Annotated in this window: 12 protein-coding genes; 1 reads left to right on the top strand and 11 read right to left on the bottom strand. The window is 40.0% G+C overall.

The features are described from left to right. Positions 1-2: 2 nt before the first annotated feature. From GSQ74_RS01920 to GSQ74_RS01945, 6 genes are all read right to left on the bottom strand, one after another. Complete coding sequence (locus GSQ74_RS01920) at positions 3-1466, bottom strand: UDP-N-acetylmuramoyl-L-alanyl-D-glutamate--2,6-diaminopimelate ligase (RefSeq protein WP_158989490.1); 1464 nt, start codon at positions 1464-1466, stop codon at positions 3-5. Next, positions 1463-3571, bottom strand: a complete 2109-nt coding sequence (locus GSQ74_RS01925; RefSeq protein ID WP_158989492.1) for a penicillin-binding protein — start codon at positions 3569-3571, stop codon at positions 1463-1465. Before GSQ74_RS01925 ends, GSQ74_RS01920 begins: the two co-directional genes overlap by 4 nt. Beyond that, positions 3568-3975: an FtsL-like putative cell division protein gene (locus GSQ74_RS01930; RefSeq protein ID WP_158989494.1), complete on the bottom strand. Its 408-nt coding sequence runs from the start codon at positions 3973-3975 to the stop codon at positions 3568-3570. The genes GSQ74_RS01925 and GSQ74_RS01930 overlap by 4 nt, the downstream gene beginning before the upstream one ends. Further along, the gene (rsmH, locus tag GSQ74_RS01935) at positions 3972-4877 is read right to left on the bottom strand and encodes a 16S rRNA (cytosine(1402)-N(4))-methyltransferase RsmH (RefSeq protein WP_158989496.1); all 906 of its coding nucleotides are present in this window, start codon (positions 4875-4877) and stop codon (positions 3972-3974) included. Before rsmH ends, GSQ74_RS01930 begins: the two co-directional genes overlap by 4 nt. Further along, positions 4870-5343, bottom strand: coding sequence for a division/cell wall cluster transcriptional repressor MraZ (locus GSQ74_RS01940; RefSeq protein ID WP_158989498.1), 474 nt, complete (start codon positions 5341-5343; stop codon positions 4870-4872). The genes rsmH and GSQ74_RS01940 overlap by 8 nt, the downstream gene beginning before the upstream one ends. Before the next feature lie 269 nt (positions 5344-5612). Beyond that, complete coding sequence (locus tag GSQ74_RS01945; RefSeq protein ID WP_158989500.1) at positions 5613-6059, bottom strand: hypothetical protein; 447 nt, start codon at positions 6057-6059, stop codon at positions 5613-5615. A 127-nt stretch (positions 6060-6186) separates the two neighbouring features. On the opposite strand from GSQ74_RS01945, the gene GSQ74_RS01950 reads away from it, so the two are divergent. Continuing rightward, a complete protein-coding gene (locus GSQ74_RS01950) occupies positions 6187-6753 on the top strand; it encodes a thioredoxin family protein (protein ID WP_158989502.1) in 567 nt (188 codons plus the stop codon). An 83-nt stretch (positions 6754-6836) separates the two neighbouring features. Here the strand turns inward: GSQ74_RS01950 and GSQ74_RS01955 are convergent, their stop codons facing one another. The 5 genes from GSQ74_RS01955 to GSQ74_RS01975 all read right to left on the bottom strand — a co-directional run bounded on the left by GSQ74_RS01955 (position 6837) and on the right by GSQ74_RS01975 (position 12195). Further along, positions 6837-7178, bottom strand: coding sequence for a hypothetical protein (locus tag GSQ74_RS01955; RefSeq protein WP_158989503.1), 342 nt, complete (start codon positions 7176-7178; stop codon positions 6837-6839). Between the two features lie 32 nt (positions 7179-7210). Continuing rightward, positions 7211-9058: a CocE/NonD family hydrolase gene (locus GSQ74_RS01960; RefSeq protein WP_216846662.1), complete on the bottom strand. Its 1848-nt coding sequence runs from the start codon at positions 9056-9058 to the stop codon at positions 7211-7213. A gap of 192 nt (positions 9059-9250) precedes the next feature. Then, on the bottom strand, positions 9251-10375 hold the full coding sequence (locus GSQ74_RS01965) for an acyltransferase (RefSeq protein WP_158989505.1): 1125 nt from the start codon (positions 10373-10375) through the stop codon (positions 9251-9253). A 100-nt stretch (positions 10376-10475) separates the two neighbouring features. Beyond that, positions 10476-11666, bottom strand: coding sequence for a phosphoglycerate kinase (pgk, locus tag GSQ74_RS01970; RefSeq protein ID WP_158989507.1), 1191 nt, complete (start codon positions 11664-11666; stop codon positions 10476-10478). Positions 11667-11763: 97 nt separating this feature from the next. Next, a complete protein-coding gene (locus tag GSQ74_RS01975) occupies positions 11764-12195 on the bottom strand; it encodes a GNAT family N-acetyltransferase (protein ID WP_158989509.1) in 432 nt (143 codons plus the stop codon). Positions 12196-12280 lie beyond the last annotated feature (85 nt).

Below are 12280 nucleotides of genomic sequence, written 5' to 3' on the forward strand. Positions count from 1 at the left end.
GCTTACAATTCCATTAATTTAAATTGGTTAACTAATTCTTCCATATCATCGAAATGATTTTTTACGCCATTTATTTCCTGGTATTTTTCGTGGCCTTTACCGGCTAATAATATAATATCGCCGGGGCGAGCTAAATGACATGCTGTTTTGATCGCTTCTTTTCTGTCAGCAATACTCAGCGTATTTCTTTTAAATGCCGGGTCAACGCCTTCTTCCATATCCTTGATAATCTGCGTAGGGTCTTCAGTGCGTGGGTTATCGGATGTCAGTATCACCTTATCACTCCACTCACAGGCAACTTTAGCCATAATAGGGCGTTTGGTTTTATCCCTGTCGCCCCCACAGCCAATAACGGTTATTACTTTTTCATTTCCTTTACGGATGTCGTGAATGGTACTTAACACGTTTTGTACAGCATCAGGGGTATGGGCATAATCTACAATACCAATAATCTTATTGGCAGCAACAATGTATTCAAACCTACCTTCGGCGCCTGATAGTTTACTTAGTACTGTTAACACTTTCGCCCTGTCCTGATCCAACAACATCGCGGCAGCATAAACAGCTAATAAATTGTAGGCGTTAAATGTACCCACCATTTTAAACCATACATCTTGATTATCAATCTGCAGTAATAAACCACCAAACTGATTTTCCAAGATCTTGGCTTTGTAATCGGCCATGTTTTTTAAGCCATATGATTTTTTGTAGGCGATGGTATTTTGCAGCATTACATTGCCGTTCTTATCATCAACATTGGTTAACGCGAAGGCATTTTTAGGCAAACCATCAAAGAATGCTTTTTTAGCTTTCAGGTATTCTGCAAAAGTCTTGTGGTAATCTAAGTGGTCATGTGTTAGGTTGGTGAATATACCACCAGCAAATACCAAACCTTGTATACGGTGCTGCGCAATTGCGTGCGAGCTTACTTCCATAAAGCAATAATCGCAACCTGCTTCTACCATTTCGTCCATCAGCCTATTTAGTTCAACCTGATCGGGAGTGGTATGGGTAGATGGGATTATTTGTCCGTTGATTTGATTTTCCACGGTTGATAACAAGCCGCATTTATAACCCAAATCACGAAATAATTGATATAATAAAGTGGCGATGGTGGTTTTACCATTAGTGCCGGTAACGCCAACCAGCTTTAATTTTTTGGATGGATTATCGTAAAAATTAGCGGATACAATGCCTAAAGCTATAGCTGAGTTAGCAACCATCAAAAAGTCGACTTCACCTGCTGTATGAGCGGGAAGATCCTCGCAAATAATAGCTATAGCACCATCTTTTATGGCTTTGTCTATATAATCATGGCCATCAACAACAGTACCTTTTACAGCCACAAACAGTGAGCCCGGTATTACCTTACGTGAATCAAATACTACCGCGGTGATCTCAACATCGGCACTCCCCTGTAGTTCAGTGAATGCAAGCCCCTCTATTATTTCGCTCAAATACTTCATTGCAATTCAATTGTTATTTTTGATCCTTTAGGTATTTCACTACCACCCGTTACTGATTGTGCAGTAACCATGCCACTACCACGTGCTATTACTTTATAACCCGCATTACCCAACCTGTACAAGGCATCACTTAAATCCATACCTACTACTGAGGGCACTACGCCACTTTTGTAGTCTGTTTCCTGGTAAGTAATACCGTTACTGGTATCAACACTTGGTGTATTAGATGCATACAATGGTTTAACATTAAGCGCATTGTAAACCGTGTGCAATGCTTTTGTATTTCCCTGTTTAATTGAAGGCAAGGTGGTGTTACCAACAAAATGAACCGGCGGAGCCTGATTAATATCCAGATCACTGGCATAAACCCTATCAGCAATTTGCCTAAAAACCGGACCAGCAACTAAGGCTGCTAAATATGAACCCACAGTTGGGTTATTGATTACCACGATCATAGAATATTTAGGATGATCAGCCGGGAAATATCCGCAAAAAGATGCCTGGTGTAATTTATTAACCCCGTAGCCTGATGAACCATTAGCAATTTGCGCTGTGCCTGTTTTACCTGCTACCGTATACAATGGGTTTTTGATTATCTTTCTAACATTACCATCGGTTACCACACCTTCGAGCATTCCTCTAAGCTTACCTAAAGTTTCATCAGAACATACTTTAGGATTGATCACTCTTGCATGAAACTGCTCTACCGTATTACCCATACGTTGTATCTCGCGAACAAATATTGGCGCTATCATTTTGCCATTATTCGCTACCGAGTTATAAAAGGCAAGCAATTGCAACGGCGTTAATTTTTCTTCGTAACCATAAGCCATTTGAGGTAATGTTAATTTACTCCATGAGCGCGACTTTGGTGTTTTTATAAGAGGCTGACCTTCTCCGGAGATTTGCAAATCCAATTTTTCATTCAAGTGATAGCTGTATAGTTTATCAATAAATTCTGAAGGATTTGAGTTGTAATACTTATATACAAATTTTGCAGCAGCTACATTAGACGAAAATTCAAATGCTTCTTTGGCTGATATAATATTGTTATGCTCCACATCAGTAACCGTGTATTTATTATTACCCGGTATTACGTGACTTTTACCGCCCTCGCCATCAACGGTCGAGCTGGTATCTATCTTATGCTGATCGAGCAAAGTCATGTAGGTTGCCAGCTTGAAAGTCGACCCTGGCTCAGTAGCATCGCTAATGGCATAATTTAATTTTTCCTGATAATCTCCATCCTTAGTACGGGTAAAATTGGCAATAGCACGAATCTCGCCGGTAGCTACTTCCATCAGGATAACACAACCATGATCGGCCTGACTTTTTACCAATTCAGCCTTAAGCGCCTGTTGCGCAACATCCTGAAAATTAACATCAATAGTCGATAGGATATCGGCACCTTGCACTGCAGGAACTTCATCGTCATCGTCATTAACAGGAATCCAGGTGCCGCCGGCAGTACGCTGCATTAAGCGTTTACCGTTTTCGCCATTAATATAGTTAGAGTATGCACCTTCAAGGCCTACCGCGTTTTTTACGTTTTCGTTTTTATAACCAATAGTACGGGCTGCCAAGGTGCGAAATGGTAGTATGCGCAGGTTTTGCTCAACCACAATTAAGCCACCTTTATATTTACCCAGGTTAAATAAGGGAAATTTACGAATCAGTTTTAATTCCTGATAAGTTACCTTACGCCTGATTAGCGCATAGCGTGAGCTATCTTTACGTGCATCGCGCAACAAACGGGAGAAACCACTTTCAGACATATCAGGATATAACCGCGAAAGCTTAAGCGCCAATGAATCTACCTTACCATAAAATACTTTATCTTCGGATATACCACCGGCCATCATATCCATGTGCAGTTCATACTCAGGTACTGAAGTTGCCAGCAAACTGCCATCAACAGCCAAAATATTACCACGGGCCGCCTCTACCGCTTCATAATGCGTAGATAGCTTGGCCGACATGGTTTTCCATTTTTTACCCTGCACAAATTGCAGGCGAACAACCTGCACCATTACCGCCCCGGCTAAAATTAATATCAGCCCGAATGCCAAATAAACCCTGAGTAGTATGTTACTTCTTATGCTCATTGCGCATCCTCCTTCACGGTTATTTTTTGCGGCGGCTGCATAGATGTTTTGATACCTAAAGTATCGGCACGCTTCTCAACCTCGGTTAAAGTACTTTTAAAAGCCAGATCAGCTTTGGTTGATTTATAATCCCAGCTTAGTTCTTTTACTTCTTTAGTGAGCTTATCAATATCACGGATATTTTTCTCGGCCAAATGACGGTTGCCGATATACACCATACCCAGCAGGGCCACATACAACACAAAAGGCAGTGCTTTGGTAGCTGCCTCAGTTGTAATAAAGCCTTTGGTTAGAAACTGCGTTAAAAAGTTATCGGGGATTTCCTTTACAGTCTTTTCCTCAACAACCAACTTTTTTTCGGCTTCTACCTCTTCCTGAATTTCTGTGCGTAAACGATTGGTCATTTTTTTACAGCTATCCTTAATTTCGCGCTTCGTGCCCTGTTATTCAATTTTATTTCTTCTTCGGATGCAGTTATCGCACCGCGACTTACCGCCTCCAAAGGTTTTTGATCGTTTCCAAAAAAATCCTTTTCTACCTCGCCACTGAACTTACCTTTGGCGATGAAGTTTTTCACTAGCCTGTCCTCTAACGAATGATAAGACATTACTACCAACCTGCCGCCAGATACCAGAATATCAGCCGACTGGGTCAGGAAATCCTTTAATGCTTCCAGCTCCTGGTTAACCTCAATGCGCAAGGCCTGAAAAACCTGTGCCAGGTATTTGTTTTCTTTTCCTTTCGGGATGCGTGCCGAGATAGCATTTTTCAGATCAGCAATGGTAACTATCGGCGCAATCAATCGAGCCATTACAATTGTATTGGCTAATGATTTCGCGTTTTTTATTTCACCATAAACACCGAAGATCTTATGCAAATCGGCTTCGGAATAAGTGTTCACAACATCCTTTGCACTAATACCTGATGCCTGGTTCATACGCATATCCAACGCCGCATCAAAACGGATGGAGAAACCGCGTTCGGCTTGATCGAACTGATAAGATGAAACACCCAGATCAGCCAAAATACCATCAACCGGAACAGCGCCATGCAAACGGGTAAAGTTTTTTATGTAACGAAAATTTTGATCAATAAAAGTAAAGCGATCATCAGCAATGATATTCTGCTGCGCATCCACATCCTGATCGAATGCCAACAATTGGCCATCTTCGCCCAAATGTTTCATAATCTCGCGGGAATGCCCTCCACCGCCGAAGGTTACATCAATATAAGTACCGTTTGGTTTTATATCTAAACCTTCGATACATTCGGCAAGCATTACAGGGGTATGGTAAGTGTTACTCATCTTTCCCTCCTGCTTTGTTGTTGCCCAATACTTTTTGCATTAACGGCCCGAAGTTATCCGGCTCCTCATCCATCATCTCATTATAAGTCGACGAATCCCAAACCTCGATCTTATTGATCAAACAAGTAAGGATTATATCGTTTTTAATACCAGCGTATTCCAATAGGAATTTTGGTAACAACACGCGCCCGGCAGCATCCGGACTTAACTCGGTAGCGCCACGGGTGAAATAACGAATCACCTTAATATTATCTTCTTCGTATTCGTTAAGTTTGCTAAGTTCGTCCAGCTTTTTGTCCCATTGCGACTTTGTGAAAATTACTAAATGTTTTTTGGCACCAAAACCACGGTTAATGACTAACCCTTCTGTTTCTACCTCAGGAAGTTTTTTCTTGAGGCCAGAGGGAATCATCATCCTTGATTTAGGATCCAATTTACATTCAAATTCTCCGGTCAAATACGACATTAGCTGACTATAGCATTAATTGTTATGTAAAAGTAAATACTTTTACCACTTTCTACCACTTTGAAACACCAAAAGTTTTCAACATTTTTGGCTATAGCTTATTTTTTGATTTTCAGGCTGAAACAACTGGGTATAAGCCGGTTTACCCGCAAGTTTTGCGGAAATAATTGGCGACAATATGTTAGTTAAAGGTGTATAAGTTTATTTGAGCAAATAGCGAGCGCCCATAAGTTGGGAAGGGCTAAAATTATTGCTCAAAAAACGGGGTATTATTTAGCGATCAGGATAAAAAGACTGACAAACACAATGAAAGCAATCCTGATTAATTGCGCATTTATGTAAACTCGAGGAAATTCGGCAGAACGGAGCCTGTAAAGTAAATAGCCTATAACAACTGCTAAAACAAAGAAATCGGCAATGAGCGGATAGCGGTAACTATCGATATTTACCTCGCTTATCAATATAGCCATCATCCCTAAAGCATAGATAAACCCCAGTACGATAGTTATGGTATTATTGTAATTATCAGTCGGTTTGCCTATAAAGTAAAAACCGAAAGGAAAATACATCAGTGCCAGCAAGATGCAGAATATCTCCAGAAAAAAGAATGACTGAAAACCGAACGCATACCTTACAATGGTTGCTACCACTACAGAAAGGATAAGCACGATCTCAGCGAAATGCATCTTCTTTACCGAACTTGATACCTGGGCCATCGTATTAATTTCCTTTCTTAAGCATTTGAATAACTAACTATACGATAACAGAAATTGTTTTCAGATTTATACTGAATAAGTATTGCGATTACCGCCGATAAATGTATTTTTACATAATAGATTGACCATGAAAACATTATTCACTTTAATGCTGGTGCTGTTAAGCTTTGGAAGCTTTGCACAAAGCGCTCCCGACTCTTCGACCACTGTATTAAATGCAGCTTATGCAAAAGCGCATAGCGAACATAAAAATGTGATCCTGATGTTTCATGCTTCGTGGTGCGGCTGGTGCAAAAAGATGGAGGCCTCTATTAATGACCCTGATTGCCAAAAGTTGTTTAATGATAATTACATTATTGTTTACCTGGATATTTTAGAACGCCCGGGCAAACAAAACCTTGAAAATCCAGGCGGTACTGATGTGATGAAAAGTTTTAACGGCGACCCTAACGGCGGCATACCTTTTTGGGTGATATTGACCCCAAGCGGCAAAGCCTACGGTAACTCCTACAAACCACCACTTGGCGCTACAACCGGAACTGCTAAAGATAATGTTGGCTGCCCTGCTGAGGCTGATGAAGTGGCTTATTTTATGAGTTTGCTGAAATCATCATCAAAATTGAGTGACCAGCAATTGGCTGTTATTAAAAATCGTTTTTTGAAGAATAAGCCTGCGAGTACGAACGCGAATTAAACTTATTTTAGATTGTTTGGCTAAAGCCAACGTTCTTTATTTTTTTTAACCGCCCCATAAATGGGACGGCAATGAGTTTATCGCTAAAAGAAAAAACGAATACTTGTTTTACGTTTATATGCTTCTTCAAATAATGATTTAATTTTTTCAGTTATGATATCAAGCTTTTTGTCGAGTGAATAATTACTAAATATATCACTATCAATAACTTTCTTAATTTCAGTTATATTCGAAATATGTTCATCCTCGAAATCGTCTATTATTATGCCAATCATTTTATTAATTGAATTGAAAAAACCAGTATTCCAAAGCTTATAGAATGATTCATCCTCAAAGTTTAATTCTATTAATTCATCGCTTTCAGCTAAATCATATTCTAACCGTTTTTCTGCAATAGAATCCTTTGGGACACATATTATTTTCATAACTCAAAATTCATATTACATCACCCTAACCTTCAAATAACTTGGATGCTCTTTTGAAGTATAAATTTTATTTGTTGCTTTTTATCCTTTGCTTTCATGATGTTTTCAAATATCTGCGGGTTACGGTCGATCAGTGGGAACCAGGTGCTTTGTACCTGTACCATAATGCGGTGCCCTTTTTTAAAGGTATGCAGTACATCCTGCAATTCAAAATTTACCGGGGTTATTTTTCCGGGGATGAAAGGCTCGGGTTTATCAAAGCCGTTACGATATTTTCCGCGCATGGCCTCGCTGCGTACCATTTGCTCATAGTTGGACATGAAGGTATTTGGCGCAGTGAACCTATTGTTTTGAGCGGAATCAGGGTAAACATCTATCACTTTAACTACCCAATCAGCATCGGTGCCCGTGGTTGATACTTTTAGGTTTGCGATAATGTTGCCTGCAAGCGTTACGTCTTTATCCAGCACATCCGTTTTATAGGTCAATACATCCGGTCGGCGTGATGCGAATCGTTGATCTGCGGTCATATACTCACGTTTCATATCATCGGTAATATCGCTAATGAATGGCACCGGTTTGTTCGGATCGGATACATAAGCATCACTATAATCACCTGTGTTAGTTGGCGGTGTAAAAGATAATTTACCTCCCGGCAGGAAATAAAGATTTTTGTCTTCAGCATCTTTTGGAGGCCAGGCTTTGTAGGTTTTCCATTCGTTCTTACCGGTTTCGAAAGTGGATATTTTTGGAATATCGCTATCTGTTCCTTTTAAATAATGACTAAAGAAAGCAAACTCTATCTTTTCGCGATAATAAGGGCCTTGCGCACCCCCAAATTCAATATCGCCTAAATGATCGCCAGGGCCGCGCGACCAACCGCCATGTACCCATGGGCCCATCGCGAAATATATTGGCGTGGTTGGGTTATCCATTACTAATGTTTTGTAGGTGTTTATTGCACCGTATAAATCTTCAGCATCGTACCATCCGCCGGTAACCAATACAGCGGTTTTAATATCGTGCAGGTGAGTTAATATATTACGATCTTTCCAATGTTGATCATAATTCGGGTGTTCAAGCATCTCGTTCCATAGGCGAACAGTGTCTTTATAATTTTGCAGGTAGATGTCGTTAGTGTGTGTAACTGACCCCATGCGCAAGTAATATTCGTAACCATCCTTTGTGCCAAAATCTAAATTAAACCCTTTGCCCTGGGTTGGTTTATCGTCCTGCCTGTTGGTGAAAAATGGATAAAAGTCAAAGTTTGCAGCCAGCATAAACGCCCCATTGTGGAAGGCATCATCGCGATACAAATCGGCAATTGGTGCCTGCGGCGATGCCGCGACTAAAGCAGGGTGCCTGCTAAGCAAAGATGTAGTGGTGTAGAAGCCGGGGTATGAAATTCCCCATACGCCTACCTTGCCATTGTTATTGGGTATATTTTTGATTAGCCAATCAATGGTATCGTAAGTATCGGTGCCTTCATCAACATCTTTATTGGTTTTATGATTCTCTAATTCGGGAGTCATTTCGCGAAATATACCTTCGCTCATGAAACGGCCACGCACATCCTGATAAACAAAGATGAAACCATCGTGTGTGAATAATGAAGACGGGCCTATTGCAGTTTTATATTTATCAACCCCATAAGGCGCAACACTATAACAGGTGCGATCCATCATGATGGGATATTTTTTTGACTGATCTTTAGGAACGTAAACCGATGTGAATAGCTTTTCGCCATCACGCATTGGGATCTCGTACTCGTATTTAGTATAGCTTGCCTTTATGTATTCGGCATCCGGAGCTTGTGGTTGTTGCGCAAAGGAGAATGTAGCTAAAAGCATAAAGCCAATAGCTGTGAATAGTTTTTTCATGGATGATCAGTTAAAATACAAAACTAGCAATGTCTGCATTAGAATTACAGAAATTTCAAATTAACAGGTTGAACAAATATGTTAAATCAGCCACCGCATAATATAACGGCAGCGGTTTATGCCGTGGAGAAGTACTAATATATGGGATAAAAGTAAAAAGGCACTGACGATATTTTGTCAGTAGGTGCTGGATCAAGAAAATCGTTTAATTAAAAAATGAGTAATGCGTGGTGTTTTATATTCGGTGAATGTAGCCACCAGGTAAGAGAACAGCATGATCACGATCAGCATTATAAAAAACAAACTAAAGCTCGCTATTGAAGGTACCATTTTAAAACCTGTTCCATTGAGGTTATACAGCAAAGTCAGAATCATTAACATAAAAGGGAAATGGACCAAATACAGCGAATAAGAGAAACTGGCTAAACGTTCGTTAAAAAAATAAAACCTATTTTTAAGTATCACATTATCAAAAGCGGAGATCCATAAAGCGATAAGGATACCGAATAGACCATCAATAAGTCCGGGTGGCAAAAAATTAACTATAGTCTTGCTCATAATCAAGTATAGAATTGTAACCGCAGGGATTATGTATTTAAATGCCCGATTTTTTAAGTGCAGAAAAATTGGTATGAGCCCTGTTAGCCAGATGAGATAGGAAAGCAGGATAGGTTTGGTAAGCAGCAGTGTAACCAATATCAGCCCGATAACAGAACCAATAAGGTATTTAATATTGAACAGACGTTTAAAGAAGTAGAAAAACAAGATGCAGCACAACGGGAAAAGCACATAATACCAAAATTCATAGGATAAACTCCATAACGGGCCATTGCTGCCAAATGCAGGGTGAATAATGTTTTGCAGCATGAACAATGAAGTAAGAAAATACCCGATATTTTCTGTACTGGATATGTTATATGGCAGGCTTGAGAAAATCATGTGGTGCTGGTATACGCCGAACCTGTCGAAGTAATTTCCTGTAAAATCAAACAAAGCGGTTAACAGCAAGGCTACAATCAGAACAGCGTAAAGCCTGCTCACCCTTTTTATAAAATAGATTTTAAGTATAAAATCACCTCTAAGGGTGTGTTTAACGACCGAATCGCAAATGAGGTACCCGCTTATTACAAAAAACACCACTACTGCTGTATGGCCCAGCGCTGTAATAAAGTAAAACGCCTTAACTAATAAATTGGAGTAAGGAAGATCTACAAAATCCTTAAAAATAAATGAACGCAGGTGATTCACCACGACCAATACAGCTGCAAACCACCTAATTAAATGGATAAAGCCGGATCTGGAAACCTGAACATTCATTAATAGATTTAATAATTAGATGAGCTGCAATATATAAATTAGGTAAATAAAAAGCCCCGAAGCGGGGCTTTTTATTTATCATTTATAGTGGAAATAGCGATTACTCATTTATTGCTTTTACGCCAGGTAACTCCTTGCCTTCCATGTATTCCAGCAATGCGCCACCACCTGTTGATACGTAGCTAACTTCATCAGTCATACCAAACTTGGCAACTGCCGCAGCTGAATCGCCGCCACCTATTAATGAAAAAGCGCCATTTTCGGTAGCCTTTGCAACTGCTTCTGCAACAGCTTTGGTGCCAATCAGGAATTTCTCCATTTCAAATACCCCCATCGGGCCGTTCCATAAAATGGTTTTCGATTCTTCAATTACTTTGCTGAATATCTTAATTGTTTCAGGACCAATATCCAAGCCCATCCAACCGTCAGGTATCTCGCCTGTTTTGGCTAAGCCGGTATTTGCATCATTTGAAAAAGCATCGGCCGTAATATTATCAACCGGAAGCAACAGGTTTACACCTTTTTCTTTTGCTTTTTGTCTAAGGCTTAGCGCCAGTTCCAGTTTATCGGCTTCAACCAGTGAAGTACCTATATTGCCACCGTCTGCTTTAGCAAAAGTGTAGGCCATACCACCACCAATAATCAGATTATCAACTTTATCCAATAGCTTTTCTATCAGTTCAATTTTGTCGGACACTTTTGAACCGCCCATAATAGCCGTAAATGGCTTAGGAGCGTTATTTAATATTTTTTCGGCATTTGCAAGTTCGCCTGCCATCAGGTAACCAAAGTATTTGGCATCTGGGAAAAACTGCGCGATAACCGCTGTTGAAGCGTGTGCACGGTGAGCAGTACCAAAGGCATCATTCACATAAACATCACCCAAAGCGGCTAATTTTTTAGCGAAATCAACATCACCTTTTTCTTCTTCCTTATAAAAACGCAAGTTCTCTAACAAAAGCACTTCGCCTTTAGTTAGTTTTTTTGCTTTTTCAATAGCCTCTGCGCCAATGCAATCATTAGCAAATTCAACCTGCTGACCTAACAGATCAGATAAATGAGGCACTAAATGCTTCAATGAATATTTTTCTTCCGGACCACCTTTTGGACGTCCTAAGTGCGACATCAGTATTACTGCACCACCATCATTTAATATCTTTTTGATGGTAGGCAGGGCAGCCGTCATTCGGTTATCGTCGGTAATGTTATAGTCCTTATCCAAAGGAACGTTAAAATCCACACGGATAAGGGCATGTTTTCCGGCAAAACTTATTTGATCTATGGTTTTCATATTGTTTAGTCTTAATGTAATCGGGCGCCAAATTCAGCATTTTAATTCTAAATCCTGAACGTAAAAGTAAAAAAGCTGTTTTAATTAAATGTTACCACTATAATTGGCGGCTCATAACATAGTGCGGGCCAATGCCTTTGATCTCAAATTCATCTGAAATTATTTCGAAACCACAGTCGTGATAAAACTTTGAAGCCACCTTACGGGCATTGCACCATATATAGCCTGCATTTTTTTGTCGAAGGTAGTTTACAGCGTAATCAACCATGATTTTGCCAAAGCCTTTGCCACGATACTCGGCTAACGTAGCCATACCGCGCAGTTGGTAGCCATTGCCAGTAAACTCACCGTAATTTTGGGGATGCAGAGAGACCACTGTAGCCAAGGTGTCACCATCATAATATCCTAAATGAAACGCGCCCTCGATCTCATCAGTCGGGAAACGGCATTCGTCGGGTGTAAGCTTATTATCGCGTAAAACAATGTTCCGAACTTGCAGTATATCGGTGGATTTAATAAATTCTATCATTTTATTATTGTTGTGAAAATTTCACAAAATGGGCATTATATGCCCGAAAGGCAATTATAGTGAATTTGTATCCGATTTTTATAAG

It is taken from the genome of Mucilaginibacter sp. L196, from assembly GCF_009765905.1.
GTDB lineage: Bacteria > Bacteroidota > Bacteroidia > Sphingobacteriales > Sphingobacteriaceae > Mucilaginibacter.

Bases quoted from the DNA above. Each gene is read 5' to 3' on its own strand.
- GSQ74_RS01975 (WP_158989509.1), bottom strand. From the start codon at position 12,195: ATGATAGAATTTATTAAATCCACCGATATACTGCAAGTTCGGAACATT.
- GSQ74_RS01920 (WP_158989490.1), bottom strand. From the start codon at position 1,466: ATGAAGTATTTGAGCGAAATAATAGAGGGGCTTGCATTCACTGAACTA.
- GSQ74_RS01965 (WP_158989505.1), bottom strand. From the start codon at position 10,375: ATGAATGTTCAGGTTTCCAGATCCGGCTTTATCCATTTAATTAGGTGG.
- GSQ74_RS01925 (WP_158989492.1), bottom strand. From the start codon at position 3,571: ATGAGCATAAGAAGTAACATACTACTCAGGGTTTATTTGGCATTCGGG.
- GSQ74_RS01940 (WP_158989498.1), bottom strand. From the start codon at position 5,343: ATGTCGTATTTGACCGGAGAATTTGAATGTAAATTGGATCCTAAATCA.
- rsmH (WP_158989496.1), bottom strand. From the start codon at position 4,877: ATGAGTAACACTTACCATACCCCTGTAATGCTTGCCGAATGTATCGAA.
- GSQ74_RS01950 (WP_158989502.1), top strand. From the start codon at position 6,187: ATGAAAACATTATTCACTTTAATGCTGGTGCTGTTAAGCTTTGGAAGC.
- GSQ74_RS01955 (WP_158989503.1), bottom strand. From the start codon at position 7,178: ATGAAAATAATATGTGTCCCAAAGGATTCTATTGCAGAAAAACGGTTA.
- pgk (WP_158989507.1), bottom strand. From the start codon at position 11,666: ATGAAAACCATAGATCAAATAAGTTTTGCCGGAAAACATGCCCTTATC.
- GSQ74_RS01945 (WP_158989500.1), bottom strand. From the start codon at position 6,059: ATGGCCCAGGTATCAAGTTCGGTAAAGAAGATGCATTTCGCTGAGATC.
- GSQ74_RS01930 (WP_158989494.1), bottom strand. From the start codon at position 3,975: ATGACCAATCGTTTACGCACAGAAATTCAGGAAGAGGTAGAAGCCGAA.
- GSQ74_RS01960 (WP_216846662.1), bottom strand. From the start codon at position 9,058: ATGAAAAAACTATTCACAGCTATTGGCTTTATGCTTTTAGCTACATTC.